The following is a 14,165-nucleotide window of genomic DNA, read 5'->3' on the forward strand; positions in this document are numbered from 1 at the left end:
CGGACGCGCGCGGCGTACCTTCGCCGCATGCCCGAGGCGAGCACTCCGGTCCACGACGCCACGATCACCGACGTGGTGCTGGAGGCGGCCCGGGAGGCCGCGGACAGAGCGGCCGCCTCCCGGCGCGGCGGGCGCGCGGCCCTCGTCGACCCCGCGGGCGAGCTCGGGCACGCGGGCTTCGCGCGGGCCGTCCCGGCCGCCGCGAACGGGCTGCGCCGCCACGGGATCCGGCACGGCGACGTCGGCGCGGTCCACGTCGCCGGCGTCCGCGAACTGGCCGTCGCCGCGCACGCCGTCACCGCCGCCGGGGCCGTGCCGGTCCTGCTTCCGCCCTGGGGGACCTCCGCCGGGCTCGCGGCGCTGATGAACGAGACCGGCGCCCGGTTCCTGCTGACCGGCGAGGACACCGCCGCCCTGTCGATGGCCGCCGTGGAGCGGTCGTTCGTCAGGCAGGTCTTCGCCTTCGGGGACGTTCCCGGCACGACCGCGTTCCGCCGCCTGCTGGAACCCGGGGCCGCACCGGACGGCGGGCCGCGCGGCCCGCTTCGGGCGCCGGCGCTGCGCGTGCCCGCCCCGCCGGAGGACTTCACGCACGCCGACCGCCTCGCCGACCTCTGCCGCCTGCGCGGGGCGCTGGACATCGCGGACGGCGACGTGCTCGCCCTGTGCGGCCCGGACGTCCCCGCGCTCACGCGGATGGGGCTGGTGGACCTGTGCCTCGTCCGCGGCGCCACTCTCGTGGGGGTCCCCGGCGGCGGCGCGGAGGACCTCCTCGAAGCGATCGTCGGCCACCGGGCGACCGCGGCCGTCGTCACCCCGGCCAAGCTCCGCGCCATCGCCTTCGACCACGGCCGCGTCCCCGTTCCGGGGGTCCGGCTCCTGGTGGCGGGCGCGCCGTCCGCCGAGGCCGTCCGCGCCTGCCGCGCCCGGCACCGCTGGCCGGTGGCCCCGCTCTGCTGATGGGGCGCTCTGCTGATGGGCCGCTGTGCTGGTGAGGCGTCCCCGCGCGTCCCGGGGGACGCGCGGGAACGCGGTGCGTCAGCCCGCGGGGGCGGGGTGGGGAATGGACTTGTGCTCCAGGTAGGCGTGCAGGCCCTCGGGGCCGAGCTCGCGGCCGAGTCCGCTGTTCTTGTAGCCGCCGAACGGGGTGTTCGGGTCGAGGGTGTACATGTTGACGCCGCAGCTCCCGGTGCGGATGCGGCGGGCGACCTCGACGCCGTGGTCGACGTCGGACGTCCAGACCGAGCCGCCGAGCCCGTAGTCGCTGTCGTTGGCGATCCTGACGGCGTCGGCCTCGTCCTCGTAGGGGATGAGGACCAGCACGGGGCCGAAGATCTCCTCGCGGGCGATGCGCATGTCGTTGCCGACGTCGCCGAAGACGGTGGGCGCGACGTACCAGCCGCGGTCGTGCGGGCGGTTCAGCCCGCCGGTGATCAGCTTGGCGCCCTCGTCCTGGCCGATCCGGATGTAGTTCTCCACGCGCTCCTGCTGCCGCCTGGCGACCAGTGGGCCGATCTCGCTGCCGTAGTCGGCGGGGTCGCCGACGGCGAGGCCGCCCACCATGGTCGCGAGGGCGTCGGCGACCTCGTCGTAGCGGCGGCGGGACGCCAGGATGCGGGTCTGCGCGGCGCACGCCTCGCCGTTGTTCATCAGCGAGGCCAGCTTGAAGCCCTCGACGGTGGAGGCCAGGTCCGCGTCGTCCAGGATGATCGCGGCGGACTTGCCGCCGAGTTCGAGGGTGACCCGCTTGAGCTGCTCGCCGCACACCGCGCCGATCTTGCGTCCGGCGGCGGTGGAGCCGGTGAAGGACACCTTGTCGACGTCCGGGTGCGCGACGAGGTAGGCGCCGACCTCGCGTCCGGCCGGGACGAAGTTGACGACGCCCTCGGGGATGCCCGCCTCGCGGATCCACTCGGCCAGCAGGTAGGAGTCGAGGGGGGTCTCGGGGGAGGGCTTGGCCACGACCGTGCAGCCGGCGATGAGCGCGGGCGCGAGCTTGAGCATCAGCGTGAACTGCGGGACGTTCCACGGGACGATCGCCGCGACGACCCCGACCGGCTCCTGCGTGACCGTGACCGGGCCGAGCATGCCCTGCCGGTCCTCCTCCCAGGTGTAGGAGGCGGCGAGGTCCACGTAGTACTGGAGCACCATCTGCGGGATGGCCGCCTGCCCGAAGACCGAGAACATGATGGGCGAGCCCATCTCGGCGGTCACGAGGTCGGCCATCTCCTGCTGCCGCTCGGCGTAGATCGCCGAGAGGCGGCCGACGGCCTCCGCGCGCTCGGCGGGGGTCATCCGCGGCCAGGGGCCCTCGTCGAAGGCGCGCCGGGCCGCCGCGACGGCCGCGTCGATGTCGCCCTCGGTGCCCTCGGGGACCCGCCCGATGACCTCCTCGGTGTGCGGGGAGACGACGTCGATCACGCCGGTCCCGGCCGGTGCGGCCCACTCGCCTCCGATGAACAGCCGATCGTGCTCGCGCATGCTGCTGTGCCTCCCCTGCCCGAGGGCCGACGCGGGTAACCGAATGCTTGCTTGGGCACAGCATCGCATGACGTCCCGGGGCGTTGGCAAGAGGAATGAGACTCCAGTCTCATTTGATAGAACGGGGGCCATGGCCGAGATCGCCGACGTCTGGTTCGACCCCTCCTGCCCCTACACGTGGATCACGTCGCGGTGGCTGGTGGAGGCCGCGAGGGTCCGGCCCGTCGAGCCGCGCTGGCACCTGCTGAGCCTGGCGGCGCTGAACGAGGGCCGGGACGACGACCCCGAGAACGACCCCGGGGGCTACCTGTGGCTGCCCGCCCGGGTCTGCGCCGCCGTCGCCGGCGAGGCCGGGCAGGAGGCGCTCGGCCGCTTCTACACCGCGTTCGGCGCCCGCGTCCACGAGCGCGGGGAGATGGAGCGGCGCACGATCCCCGGAGCGCTGGCCGAGGCCGGCCTGCCGGAGGAGCTCGCCGCCGCGGCCCTGGACGACCGGTACGACGACGCGGTCCGCGCCTCGACGGCCGAGGGGCTCGCGCGGGTCGGCCCGCACGTCGGCACGCCCGTCGTCGCGGTCGGCGCCCGGGCGTTCTTCGGCCCGGTGCTGTCCCGGATCCCGCGCGGCGAGGAGGCCGGGCGGCTGTGGGACGGGACGCTGCTCGTCGCCGGGACGCCCGGATTCCACGAGATCAAGGGGCCGCCCCACGCCGCCCCCGACCCCTCCTAGAGAAGGTGGGCGTTCGGGAGGCGGGCGCGCTCGGCGAGCTCGGGCAGCTCGACCGCCTCGACGCCCGCCGCCGCGAGGATCTCCGCGCCCGTGCCCGCGACGAACAGGGCCGGCTCGCGCCAGGCGAACACGGCGCGGCGGGCGCCCGAGGCGACGATCAGCTCCGCGCACGTGCGGGGACGCGACGCGCGGCGCCCGCACGGTTCGAGCGAGCTGTACACGGTCGCCCCGGCCAGGTCGCCGCGGGCCCGGGCGAGCGCGGCCTCCTCGGCGTGGTCGTGCGGGTCGTCCTCGCGGGAGAAGCCGCGCGCGACCTCCCGCCCGTCCGCCCCGACGATGACCGCGCCCACCGAGAACGCGGTGCGCGAAGGCGGGCACAGGGCCGCGAGGTCGCAGGCCAGGGCCAGCCAGCCGACGTCATCCACGCGCGCCTCCGACCAGGTAGCGCAGCAGGGCGAGGTCGCCGATGCGGGTGGCCTCCTGGAGCCGCATGGGCCGCTCCGGAGACTGCGGGAACACCCCGGACCGCACGAAGCGCGGAGCGGACGGGTCGCCGACGAAGAACGGCGCGACCACGAGCTGGAGCTCGTCCACCGCGCCGGCGGTGAGGAACAGCGTGTGGATCCCGCCGCCGCCCTCGACCATCAGGCGCCGGACGCCCCGGGACGCGAGGTCGCGGAGCACCGCGTCCAGCGCGAGCGGGTCGCCGGCGTCGACGACCTCGGCGAGGCCGGTCAGCCGGTCCGCCAGGGCGCCCGCCGTGCCGGCCGGGGCGTACACGAGCTTCGGAGACTCGCCCGTGGTGAAGAACCGCGCGCCGGGGTCCAGGTCGCCGCTCCAGGTCAGCGTCACCTTGGTGAGGTCGGGCGGCAGCCCGCGCGCGACCCGCTGCTCCCGCCGCGCCGCCGACCGCACGAGCAGCCTCGGGTCGTCGGCCCGGACGGTGCCCGCGCCGACGAGGATCGCGTCGCACCCGGCGCGCACCGCGTCGACCCGGTCCCAGTCCGCCGCGCTGGACAGCCGCAGCCGCTCCGGAGTCGCGTCGTCGATGTAGCCGTCGGCGGACATCGCGCAGCTCAGCAGCACGTAGGGACGCTCGCTCACGCCGCCACCCTACGGGAGCGCCGCGTCCTTGATCGCACCGCCCGCGCAGATCGTTTGAGGTGACTCGGCGTTTCTGCGCCGGATGTGTCGGAGGGGGTGCCTATGGTTGCTGCGACATGCGAATCCTGCACACCTCCGACTGGCATCTCGGCAGATCGTTCCACCGCGAGGACCTGCTGGCCGCGCAGGCGGCGTTCGTCGACCACCTGGTCGAGACCGTCGCGGCGGAGCGGGTCGAGTGCGTGCTGGTCTCCGGTGACGTCTACGACCGGGCCCTGCCCGCCGTCGACGCCGTCCGGCTGTGCAACGAGGCCCTGGAGCGGCTCGCCGCCCTCACCCGGGTCGTGCTCATCGCCGGCAACCACGACTCCGCGCGCCGCCTCGGGTTCGGTTCGGCGCTGATGGACGCCGCCGGCGTGCACGTCCGCACCGACTTCGCGACCGTGGGGGAGCCCGTCGTCGTCGGCGACGCCGCGATCTACGGCATCCCCTACCTGGAGCCCGAGCTCGTCCGCCACCCGTGGGAGCTGGACGAGCGCAGCCACGCCGCCGCGCTCACCGAGGCGATGCGCCGCGTCCGCGACGACGCCGCGCGCCACGACCGGCTCTCGGTCGTGCTCGCGCACGCGTTCGTCACCGGCGGCGAGTCCAGCGAGAGCGAGCGCGACATCTCGGTCGGCGGCTCCTCGCAGGTGTCGGCGTCGGTGTTCGACGGCGTCGACTACGCGGCGCTCGGCCACCTGCACGGCGCCTGGCGCATCGGCGACCGCGTCCGCTACTCGGGCTCGCCGCTGGCCTACTCCTTCTCCGAGGAGAGGCACGTCAAGGGCTCGTGGCTGATCGACCTGCGCGCGGGCGGCGTCGCGGCGGAGTTCGCGGAGGCCCCCGTCCCGCGGCGGCTGGCCCGGGTCCGCGGCCGCATCGACGACCTGCTCTCCGATCCGTCCTTCGACGAGGTCGAGGACCGCTGGCTCCAGGTCACGCTGACCGACGCGCGCCGCCCGTCCGCCGCGATGGAGCGGCTGCGCCGCCGGTTCCCGCACACGCTCGTGCTCGGCTTCGAACCCGAGGGCGGCGGCGCGGTGGACGCCCGCACCTGGTCCGAGCGCGTCCGCGAGCGCTCCGCCCCCGACGTCGCGGGCGACTTCGTCGCCGAGGTCACCGACGGGCCCGCCACCGGCGCCGAGCGCGCCCTGCTCCACGAGGCCTTCGAGGCCTGCCGCCAGAAGGAGGCCATGGCGTGAGGCTGCACCGGCTGGAGATCGCGGCGTTCGGCCCCTTCTCGGGGACGGAGGCCATCGACTTCGACGCGCTGTCGGACGCCGGGCTGTTCCTCATCCAGGGCCGGACGGGCGCGGGCAAGACGAGCATTCTCGACGCCGTGTGCTTCGCGCTCTACGGGCAGGTGCCCGGCGTCCGCAACGCGGTGAAGGGGCTGCGCAGCGACCACGCGCCGCCCGGCGCCGGGCCGCGCGTCGTGCTGGAGACGACCATCCGGGGCCGCCGCCTGCGCGTCACGCGCTCGCCCGCCTGGGAGCGGCCGAAGCTGCGCGGGTCCGGGACGACGACCGAGCACGCCAAGGTCGTCGTCGAGGAGTTCGAGCACGGCGGCTGGGTGGGGCTCACCACCCGGCTGGACGAGGCGGGCGACCTCGTGACCCGGATGCTCGGCATGACCGCCGTCCAGTTCTGCCAGGTGGCGATGCTGCCGCAGGGGGAGTTCGCCGGGTTCCTGCGCGCCGGCGCCGACGAGCGCCGCAAGGTGCTGGAGCGGCTGTTCGCCGCCGAGGTGTTCGCGCAGGTCGAGAAGTGGCTCGCCGAGCGCCGCGCCGCCACCGGCCGGGAGGCCGCGGGCCTCGGGGCGCGGGCGGTCTCGATCGCCGACCGGATCTGCGAGACGACCGGCGCCGCGCCGCCGCGCGAGCCCCGCCCGGCCGTCCCGCCGCCGCGCCGCGGGGAGCCGCCCGTGGAGCCGTTCGCCGAGGTGGAGGCGCTGCCCGCGTGGGCCGCCGAGCTGGCGGGCGGCCAGGAGGACGTCCGCGCCGTCGTCGAGGGGCTGCGCGCGGGCGCGGCGTCGGCGCTGCGCGCGGCGCGCGAGGACCTGGAGGAGGCGCGGGCGCTCGCCGACCGGCGGCGCCGCCGCGCCGAGGCGCTCGCCCGGCGCGACGCGCTGGCCGAGCGCGCGCGGGAGAAGTCGGAGCTGGCCTCGCGGCTCGACGCCGCCGCCCGCGCCGACCGGGTGGTCCCCCTGGTCAGGGACGTCCAGGCCCGGTACGGGGAGGCGAGCCGCGCCCGCCGCTGGGCCGAGGAGACCCGGTCCCGGGCCGCCGCGCTGCTGCCGCCGAAGGCGCCGCAGGACGTCCTCGCCAAGGCCGAGCGCGACCGGCGCGACGAGGTCGCCGCGCTGGAGGGCCGCAGGGCCGCCGCCGCCCGGCTCCGGCAGGTCGGCCGCGAGCGGGAGGCGCTGGCCGCGGAGCTGCTGCGGCTGGAGCCGGAGGACGCGCGCGTCCGCGCCGCGCTCGCCGATCTCCCCGCGCTCGTGGAGGGGCGCCGCGCCGAGCTGGACGAGGCCAGGATCGCCGCCGCCGGACGCTCCGGCGCCGCGGCCGCGGTCCGCGACGCCGGGCGCCGCCTCGACGCCGCGCGGCGCCGCGACCAGGTGGAGCACCGGCTCGCCGGGGCGGAGGCCGCGTACCGGACGGCGGTCGACGCGGCCCAGGACGCCCGGCAGGCCGTCCTCGACCTGCGGCAGGCGCGCCTGGACGGCATGGCCGCCGTCCTCGCCGAGGAGCTGGCGGACGGCGAGCCCTGCCGGGTCTGCGGCTCCACCGAGCACCCGGCCCCGGTCACCTCGCTCGCGCTGATCCCGACCGAGGAGCAGGTGGAGCGGGCCCAGGCCGAGGCCGACGGGGCCCAGGACGTCCGCGAGCGGGCCGGGACGGCGGCCGGGGAGCTGCGCACCGAGCGCGACAAGCTGCTGGAGATCGCCGGGGAGGCGGGCGCGGAGGCTCTCGCCGCCGAGCTCGCCGAGGCGGAGGCGGAGCTGGCGGGCGCGGAGGCCCGCGCGGCGGAGGCCGAGCGGCTGGAGGCGGCGCTCCATGCGCACGAGCAGGAGCTCGACCGGGTCCGCGGCGCGCAGGAGGAGACGGGCCGCGCCCTCACCGAGAACCGCACGCACGACCGGGAGCTGGCCGCCGAGCAGGCCCGCCTGTCCGCCGAGCTGGACGGGGCGCGCGGCGGCGACCCGACGCTGGAGGCCCGCATCGCCAGGCTCGCCGGCGAGGCCGACCTGATCGCCGCGGCGGTCGAGGCGGCCGGCGCGTCCGGGCGCGCCGGCGAGGAGCTGGCCGCCGCCCGCGCGAAGGCCGCGCAGGAGGCCGAGGAGCAGGGCTTCCGGACTCCGGAGGAGGTCCTCGAAGCCGCGCTGCCGGACGAGGACCAGGGCGTCCTGCGCGACCGGATCCGCAGGCTCGACGACGAGGAGGCCGAGGTCCGCGCCCTGCTCGGCGACCCGGACCTGGTCGCGGCCGCCGCCGCGCCCGCGCCCGACCTGCCCGCCCTGGAGGCGGCGGCGGACGCGGCGGACGCGGCGCACACCGGGGCCGCGAACGCCGCCGACCGCGCGCGGCACCGCTGCGAGCGCCTCGCCGAGCTGCGCGTGGACCTCGCCGCCGCCGTCGGCGCGTGGCGCCCCGCCGCCGGGCGGCACGAGGTCGCCGAGCGCCTCGCGGGGCTCGCCTCGGGCAAGCACGTCGCGAACCGGCACGACATGTCGCTGTCGGCGTACGTGCTGGGCGCCCGCCTCCGCCAGGTCGTCGCCGCCGCGAACGAGCGGCTGGACCGCATGTCCGGGGGCCGCTACGCCCTCGTGCACACCGTCGAGAAGGCGGCGGGCGACCGCGCCAGGGGGGCCGGGGGGCTCGGCCTGCGCGTCGCCGACTCCTGGACGGGCCTCATGCGCGACCCGGTCACCCTGTCGGGCGGCGAGTCCTTCATCACCTCGCTGGCGCTGGCCCTCGGCCTCGCCGACGTCGTCACCGCCGAGGCGGGCGGCACCGAGATCGGCACCCTGTTCGTCGACGAGGGGTTCGGCACCCTCGACGAGGAGACCCTCGACGAGGTCATGGACGTCCTGGACGGCCTGCGCGACGGCGGCCGGGCGGTCGGCATCGTCAGCCACGTCGCCGAGCTGCGCGCCCGCATCCCGGCCCAGCTCCGCGTCACCAAGGACCGCGCGGGCTCCACCGCCGCGGTCGTCCTCTGACGGCGCCCTCAGCCGGAGATGTACTGCAGGATCACGTTGTGCACGTGGTGGCTCTTGTCGGAGCCGCGGAACTCGACCTCGTAGGTGTGCGTGCCGACGTTGATCGCGATCGAGCCGGTGGAGAAGTAGGACCCGGCCCACGACTTGTTGCTGACCACGCTCACCGAGGTGATGCGGGAGTAGGGCACGCTGGTGATCGCGTACTTCTTGCCGGCGAAGCTGCGGTCCTGGACGATCACCCGGCGGTCGGTGAGCCCGATGAACCCGGTGCCGGCGCCGACCGCGTCGTAGACGGCGATGATCTGCTCGCCGGGCAGCAGCCCGCTCTCGATCTGCTTGAGCTGGCCCGACCTGTCGTGCTGGACCTCGTCGCCCATGGTTCCTCCGGTGTTCGCGGCGTTCGTCCCGTTCCGTAGGGAGTGTCTCAGCCGCCGGGCGCGGACCGGGCGGCTTCCAGGAAGCCGACGCACCGGCCGAGCAGATCGACCAGCGTCCGCCGCTCGGCGTCGGTGAACTCGGCGGCGAGCCCCCGCTCCACCTTGACCGCGCGGGCGTCGGCGCTCTCCAGGACCGCCGCGCCCTCGGCGGTGAGCCGCGTCTCCAGGATGTTGCGGTGCCACTCGTGCGGGGTGCGCTCGATCAGCCCGCGCTCCTGGAGGTTCTTCAGGACGGTGTTCATCGTCGGCGGGGTGACCGCGCACTTGCGGGCCAGCGCGGCGGCCGACATGCCCGGGTTGTCGTCGAGGTGCAGCAGGGCCGCGTACTGCGGGACCGTGAGCCCGCTCGGCTTCAGCGCCGCCTGCTTGGCGCCGTTGAGCGCCTGCTCGGCGCGCTTGAGGTGCGAGCCGAGCCGCTCGTGGGCGGGCAACGAGGTCATTCCCGCATGGTAGCGACCCTCCGGAGGGAAGACTGTTGACGAGCATTAGAGTTCTAACTATCGTAAGTGCGCGTACTAATGATGCAACTCGAACGGAGATGTCATGTCGCGCATCCAGCGCTCCACCGCGGCGGCCGCGGCGGGTCTCGCCGTCGCCGCTCTCGTCGCCGCGTCGCCCGCGTCCGCGGCCGCCGGTCCCGCCGCCGGCGCCTCCGCCGCCCCGCGGATCTCCACGGCCTACGTGCTGCCGGGCGACCGCGTGTACCCCGAGGGCATCGCCGCCGACCCGCGCACCGGCACGATGTACGCCGGGTCCTTCGAGGACGGCACCGTCTACCGCATGCGTCCGGGGCACCGCACGGCCGAGGTGTTCCTGCCCGCGGGCGCCGACGGCCGCCGCACCGCCAACGGCCTGAAGACCGACGCGGCCGGACGGCTGTGGGTGATCGACTCCTCGTCCGGCGTCGCGGTCTACGACGCCCGGAGCCGCGCCCTGCTGGCGCGGTTCGCCGTCCCCGGCGACGGCGCCCGGTTCGTCAACGACCTCGCCGTCGCCCCCGACGGCGGCGTCTACCTGACGGACAGCTCCCGCGCCGTCGTCTACCAGGTCACGCCGCGCGATCTGGAAGCGGCGCGGGGCGGGACCGGCACGCTGACCGTCCGTTTCGACCTGAGCGGCGTGCTCGAACCGCACAGGCCGGCCGAGTTCACCCTGAACGGGATCGTCGCCGACCCCACAGGGCGGTTCCTGCTGACCGACGACATGCTCGGCGGCGACCTCTACCGGCTGGACCTCGCCACCGGCGCGATCCGCAAGGTCGCTCTCAGCGGCGGCGACATGCACAACGCGGACGGCCTCGAACTCCAGGACGGGCGCCTCTGGACGGCCGACAACGTCGACAACGTCCTCACCCGCTGGCGTGTCGCGCCCGACGGGACCCGGGCCCGCCTTGAGCGCACGCTGGCGGACCCGTCCCTCCAGGTTCCGACGACGCTCGTCCGCCGCCACGGGACGCTCTACGTGGTCCGCTCGCAGTTCGACAAGGGCGGCCCGCTCGGCGACGGCACCCCGGAGATCCCCTTCACCGTCGCCGCCGTCCGGGGACTCTGACGCCCGCGCCCGGCCCGCCCTGCGCCGCCGGCCACGGGTCCGGGGGCGGCTCCGCCTTCCGGCGTCCGCCGCCCGCCGTCACAGGTTCGTGAGCAGGACGGCGGGGTTCTCCACGCAGTCGGCCACGAACCGCAGGAACCCGCCCGCCGCGCCGCCGTCGCAGACCCGGTGGTCGAACGTCAGCGAGAGCTGGGTCACCTTGCGCGGCACGACCGCGCCGTCCACGACCCAGGGGCGGTCGATGATCCGGCCGACGCCGAGCAGCGCCGCCTCGGGGTGGTTGATGATCGGGGTCGAGCCGTCCACGCCGAACACGCCGTAGTTGTTGAGGGTGAACGTGCCGCGCGTCAGCGCCTCGGGCGGCAGCCCGCCCTCGCGCGCGAGGCCGGTGAGCCGGGCCAGCTCGGCGGCGATCTGCGCGGTCGTCATCAGGTGCGCGTCCCGCACGACCGGCACGACGAGGCCGCGGTCGGTCTGCGCGGCGAAGCCGAGGTTGACGTGCCCGTACCGGACGATCTCCTGCCGGCCGGCGTCGACCGAGGAGTTCAGCTCGGGGAACTCCCGCAGGGCGGCCACGCAGATGCGGGCCAGCAGGGCGAGCAGCCCGACGCCGAGGTCGGGGCGGGTCCGCCGGAGCGCGTCCCTGGCCCCGACGAGGGCGGTGGCGTCGGCGTCCACCCAGGTCGTCGCGTCCGGGATCTCGCTGCGGCTGCGGGTGAGCTTGTCGGCCACCGCGCGGCGGAGCCCGCGCAGCGGGATCCGCTCGGGCATCGGACGGGCGGGCGCCGGCCTCTCCGCAGCCGTCTCGGCGGTGGTCTCGGCGGTGGCGACGGCCTGCTCGACGTCGCGGCGCAGGATCACGCCGCGGGGCCCCGTGGGGGCGACGGCGGCGAGGTCGAGGCCGTGCTCGCGCGCGATCCTGCGGACGAGCGGGGAGATCACGCGGGGGGCGTCCGCGCGGCGGGGCCCCGGAGCCGGAGCCACCGCGGCCGGGCCCGCCGGAGCGGGCGCCGCCGCCGGGGCCTTCGGGCCGCCCGCGCGGCGCCGTCCGCGCCGGCCCGGCCCGTGCCCGGTGCCGTAGCCGATCAGGACGTTGCCGGACCCGGCCCGCTCCTCCTCGCGGTAGCGGTCCGCGTCCGGATGCGCGTCGGCGGCCGGGGCGGGCCCCGTCCCGGCGTCGCCGGCGGGGCCGACCTCGATGAGCGGCTCGCCGACCGCGAGGATCGCGCCCGCCTCCGCGTGCAGCCTCAGCACGGTCCCCGCGTAGGGGACGGGCACCTCCACCGCCGCCTTGGCGGTCTCGACCTCCACCACGACCTGGTCGACCTCGACGGTGTCGCCCGCGGCGACCTTCCATTCGACGATCTCGGCCTCGGTCAGGCCCTCGCCGAGGTCGGGCAGGCGGAACACCTGCCGGGTGGCGGCGGTCACGACGCCTCCCTGTCCAGGTGCAGGACGTCGGGGGCGTCGTCGAACTGGAGCCGGTCGACGGCGTCCAGGACGCGGTCGGCGTCCGGCAGGTGCGCGTGCTCCAGCTTCGGCGGCGGGTAGGGGATGTCGAACCCGGAGACGCGCAGCACCGGCGCGGCCAGCGAGTGGAAGCAGCGCTCCTGCACCCGGGCCGCGATCTCCGCGCCGACGCCCGCGAAGCCCTGGGCCTCCTGGACGACCACGCAGCGGCCCGTCTTGCGCACCGAGGCGGCGACGGTCCCGTCGTCGAACGGGACGACGGTGCGCAGGTCCACCACCTCCAGGTCGCGTCCCTCCCGCGCGGCGGCCTCGGCGGCCTCCAGCGCCACCGGGACGCTCGGCCCGTAGGCGACCAGCGTCGCGTCCCGCCCCTCGCGGCGCACCACGGCCCGCCCGAACCCGGCGGCACGCCGGTTCTCGGGGCTGATGTCGCCCTTGGCCCAGTACAGCCGCTTGGGCTCCATGAAGACGACCGGGTCCGGGTCGGTGACGGCGTCGCGCAGCAGCCAGTACGCGTCGTCGGCGGTGGCGGGCGTGACGACCTTCAGTCCCGGCGTGTGGGCGTAGTAGGCCTCGCTGGAGTCGCAGTGGTGCTCGACGCCGCCGATGCCCCCCGCGTAGGGGATGCGGATCACCATCGGCAGCGACAGGCGGCCGCGGGTGCGGTTGCGGAACTTCGCCACGTGCGAGGCGATCTGCTCGAAGGCCGGGTAGGCGAAGGCGTCGAACTGCATCTCCACCACGGGGCGGAAGCCGCCCATCGCCATGCCGACGGCCAGGCCGACGATCCCCGCCTCGGCCAGCGGGGTGTCGAAGCAGCGGTCCTCGCCGAAGTCGCGGGTCAGCCCGTCGGTGATGCGGAAGACCCCGCCGAGCGGCCCCACGTCCTCACCGAAGACCAGCACCCGCTCGTCCTCGGCGAGCGCGTCCCGCAGCGCGGCGTTCAGCGCCTGCGCCATCGTCGTCGCGGCCATGTCAGTCCTCCCCGGGGAGCATCTCGGACGCCAGCAGGGCGCGCTGCTCGCGCAGCTGGGGCGTGGGTTCGGCGAAGACGTGGTCGAACAGCTCGAACGGGTCGGCCTCCGGGTCGGCGGCCATCCGGTCGCGCAGGCGCGCCGCGTACTCCTCGGCGGCCTCCCGCGCCGACGCGACGTCCTCCTCCGAGAGCAGGCCCCGCCCGCGCAGGTGGGTCTCCAGCCGCGCGAGGGGGTCGGCCGCCTCCCAGCGCGCGACCTCCTCGTCCTCGCGGTACCGGGAGGCGTCGTCGGCGTTGGTGTGGGAGTCCATGCGGTAGGTGTGCGCCTCGACCAGGAAGGGGCCGCCGCCGGAGCGGGCGTGCTCGACGGCCGCCGACAGCACCGACAGCACCGCGACGAGGTCGTTGCCGTCCACCTGCTCGGACCGGACGCCGTAGCCGATCCCCTTGTAGGCCAGCGCCGGCGCGGCGGTCTGCTTGGCCAGCGGCACCGAGATCGCGTACTTGTTGTTCTGGACGAAGAAGACCACGGGCGCCCGCAGGACCCCGGCGTAGTTGAGCGCCTCGTGGAAGTCGCCCTCGCTGGTCCCGCCGTCGCCGACGAACGCCATCACCACGCCGTCCTCGCCCTTGCGGCGCAGGGCGTCGGCCATGCCCACGGCGTGGATCGTCTGGGTGGCCAGCGGGGTGCACTGGGGCGCGACGCGCGTCGCCGCCGGGTCGTAGCCGCAGTGCCAGCCCCCGCGCAGCAGCGTGAGCACCTCGACGGGGTCCATGCCGCGGGCGACCAGCGCCACCGAGTCGCGGTAGGTGGGGAACAGCCAGTCGTCCTCGCGCAGCGCGAGCACCCCGGCGATCTGGCAGGCCTCCTGCCCGCGGCTGGACGGGTAGACCGCCAGCCGGCCCTGCTTGGTCAGCGCGGTGGCCTGCCGGTCGAACCGGCGGCCGAGCACCATCCGGCGGTAGGCCTCGACCAGCGCCGCGTCCTCCGGGGCGCGGTACCCGGCCGGCGTCCCGGCGTCCGTCCCGTCCTCGGCGACGAAGCGCACCGGGACGGAGGAGGGGAGGAGGCCCTCGATCCCCTGGTGAGGTGTCCGCACGGACATGGCGCCGCTCCCTTCCCGTGGACGGTTGTCGGTTCGATCGTCCGCTCGG

Annotated in this window: 13 protein-coding genes; 5 read left to right on the forward strand and 8 right to left on the reverse strand. The window is 76.0% G+C overall.

Annotation, left to right across the window (positions count from 1 at the left end; genetic code table 11):
• The first annotated feature begins 27 nt into the window (after window positions 1-27).
• Window positions 28-960, forward strand: coding sequence for an AMP-binding protein (locus ACQEU6_RS44000; RefSeq protein ID WP_499339736.1), 933 nt, complete (start codon window positions 28-30; stop codon window positions 958-960).
• A 78-nt stretch (window positions 961-1,038) separates the two neighbouring features.
• Here ACQEU6_RS44000 and ACQEU6_RS44005 read toward each other — a convergent pair whose 3' ends face one another.
• Window positions 1,039-2,481, reverse strand: coding sequence for an aldehyde dehydrogenase (locus ACQEU6_RS44005; RefSeq protein ID WP_499339737.1), 1,443 nt, complete (start codon window positions 2,479-2,481; stop codon window positions 1,039-1,041).
• 130 nt (window positions 2,482-2,611) lie between these two features.
• On the opposite strand from ACQEU6_RS44005, the gene ACQEU6_RS44010 reads away from it, so the two are divergent.
• Window positions 2,612-3,208 (forward strand): mycothiol-dependent nitroreductase Rv2466c family protein, encoded by a 597-nt coding sequence (locus ACQEU6_RS44010; RefSeq protein ID WP_499339738.1) that lies wholly within the window; start codon window positions 2,612-2,614, stop codon window positions 3,206-3,208.
• Here the strand turns inward: ACQEU6_RS44010 and ACQEU6_RS44015 are convergent.
• Together ACQEU6_RS44015 and ACQEU6_RS44020 are read right to left on the reverse strand one after the other, a co-directional pair.
• Window positions 3,205-3,633: a cytidine/deoxycytidylate deaminase family protein gene (locus ACQEU6_RS44015; protein WP_499339739.1), complete on the reverse strand. Its 429-nt coding sequence runs from the start codon at window positions 3,631-3,633 to the stop codon at window positions 3,205-3,207. The genes ACQEU6_RS44010 and ACQEU6_RS44015 overlap by 4 nt on opposite strands.
• The gene (locus ACQEU6_RS44020; RefSeq protein ID WP_499339740.1) at window positions 3,626-4,312 is read right to left on the reverse strand and encodes a RibD family protein; all 687 of its coding nucleotides are present in this window, start codon (window positions 4,310-4,312) and stop codon (window positions 3,626-3,628) included. The genes ACQEU6_RS44015 and ACQEU6_RS44020 overlap by 8 nt, the downstream gene beginning before the upstream one ends.
• Before the next feature lie 116 nt (window positions 4,313-4,428).
• On the opposite strand from ACQEU6_RS44020, the gene ACQEU6_RS44025 reads away from it, so the two are divergent.
• Together ACQEU6_RS44025 and ACQEU6_RS44030 are read left to right on the forward strand one after the other, a co-directional pair.
• Window positions 4,429-5,556, forward strand: a complete 1,128-nt coding sequence (locus ACQEU6_RS44025; RefSeq protein WP_499339741.1) for an exonuclease SbcCD subunit D — start codon at window positions 4,429-4,431, stop codon at window positions 5,554-5,556.
• Window positions 5,553-8,576 carry an AAA family ATPase gene (locus ACQEU6_RS44030; RefSeq protein ID WP_499339742.1) on the forward strand — a complete coding sequence of 1,008 codons (3,024 nt, stop codon included), beginning with the start codon at window positions 5,553-5,555 and terminating at the stop codon, window positions 8,574-8,576. Before ACQEU6_RS44025 ends, ACQEU6_RS44030 begins: the two co-directional genes overlap by 4 nt.
• 8 nt (window positions 8,577-8,584) lie before the next feature.
• Here the strand turns inward: ACQEU6_RS44030 and ACQEU6_RS44035 are convergent, their stop codons facing one another.
• Window positions 8,585-8,953, reverse strand: a complete 369-nt coding sequence (locus ACQEU6_RS44035) for a PH domain-containing protein (protein WP_499339743.1) — start codon at window positions 8,951-8,953, stop codon at window positions 8,585-8,587.
• A 47-nt stretch (window positions 8,954-9,000) separates the two neighbouring features.
• On the reverse strand, window positions 9,001-9,453 hold the full coding sequence (locus ACQEU6_RS44040; protein WP_499339744.1) for a MarR family winged helix-turn-helix transcriptional regulator: 453 nt from the start codon (window positions 9,451-9,453) through the stop codon (window positions 9,001-9,003).
• Window positions 9,454-9,556: 103 nt separating this feature from the next.
• Between ACQEU6_RS44040 and ACQEU6_RS44045 the strand changes: the two genes are divergently transcribed.
• Complete coding sequence (locus tag ACQEU6_RS44045) at window positions 9,557-10,564, forward strand: SMP-30/gluconolactonase/LRE family protein (RefSeq protein ID WP_499339745.1); 1,008 nt, start codon at window positions 9,557-9,559, stop codon at window positions 10,562-10,564.
• 78 nt (window positions 10,565-10,642) lie between these two features.
• Here the strand turns inward: ACQEU6_RS44045 and ACQEU6_RS44050 are convergent, their stop codons facing one another.
• The 3 genes from ACQEU6_RS44050 to pdhA are packed head-to-tail and all read right to left on the reverse strand — an operon-like array spanning window position 10,643 to window position 14,116.
• A complete protein-coding gene (locus ACQEU6_RS44050) occupies window positions 10,643-11,995 on the reverse strand; it encodes a dihydrolipoamide acetyltransferase family protein (protein ID WP_499339746.1) in 1,353 nt (450 codons plus the stop codon).
• On the reverse strand, window positions 11,992-13,008 hold the full coding sequence (locus ACQEU6_RS44055; protein WP_499339747.1) for an alpha-ketoacid dehydrogenase subunit beta: 1,017 nt from the start codon (window positions 13,006-13,008) through the stop codon (window positions 11,992-11,994). Before ACQEU6_RS44055 ends, ACQEU6_RS44050 begins: the two co-directional genes overlap by 4 nt.
• A 1-nt stretch (window position 13,009) precedes the next feature.
• A complete protein-coding gene (pdhA, locus tag ACQEU6_RS44060) occupies window positions 13,010-14,116 on the reverse strand; it encodes a pyruvate dehydrogenase (acetyl-transferring) E1 component subunit alpha (protein WP_499339748.1) in 1,107 nt (368 codons plus the stop codon).
• Window positions 14,117-14,165: the final 49 nt, after the last annotated feature.

It is taken from the genome of Spirillospora sp. CA-108201 (assembly GCF_050936235.1).
In the GTDB taxonomy this organism is placed as follows: Bacteria; Actinomycetota; Actinomycetes; order Streptosporangiales; family Streptosporangiaceae; genus Spirillospora.

Excerpts from the sequence above, each read along its gene's own strand:
- ACQEU6_RS44000 (WP_499339736.1), top strand. The coding sequence starts at position 28 with ATGCCCGAGGCGAGCACTCCGGTCCACGACGCCACGATCACCGACGTG.
- ACQEU6_RS44005 (WP_499339737.1), bottom strand. The coding sequence starts at position 2,481 with ATGCGCGAGCACGATCGGCTGTTCATCGGAGGCGAGTGGGCCGCACCG.
- ACQEU6_RS44010 (WP_499339738.1), top strand. The coding sequence starts at position 2,612 with ATGGCCGAGATCGCCGACGTCTGGTTCGACCCCTCCTGCCCCTACACG.
- ACQEU6_RS44025 (WP_499339741.1), top strand. The coding sequence starts at position 4,429 with ATGCGAATCCTGCACACCTCCGACTGGCATCTCGGCAGATCGTTCCAC.
- ACQEU6_RS44035 (WP_499339743.1), bottom strand. The coding sequence starts at position 8,953 with ATGGGCGACGAGGTCCAGCACGACAGGTCGGGCCAGCTCAAGCAGATC.
- ACQEU6_RS44040 (WP_499339744.1), bottom strand. The coding sequence starts at position 9,453 with ATGACCTCGTTGCCCGCCCACGAGCGGCTCGGCTCGCACCTCAAGCGC.
- ACQEU6_RS44045 (WP_499339745.1), top strand. The coding sequence starts at position 9,557 with ATGTCGCGCATCCAGCGCTCCACCGCGGCGGCCGCGGCGGGTCTCGCC.
- ACQEU6_RS44055 (WP_499339747.1), bottom strand. The coding sequence starts at position 13,008 with ATGGCCGCGACGACGATGGCGCAGGCGCTGAACGCCGCGCTGCGGGAC.
- pdhA (WP_499339748.1), bottom strand. The coding sequence starts at position 14,116 with ATGTCCGTGCGGACACCTCACCAGGGGATCGAGGGCCTCCTCCCCTCC.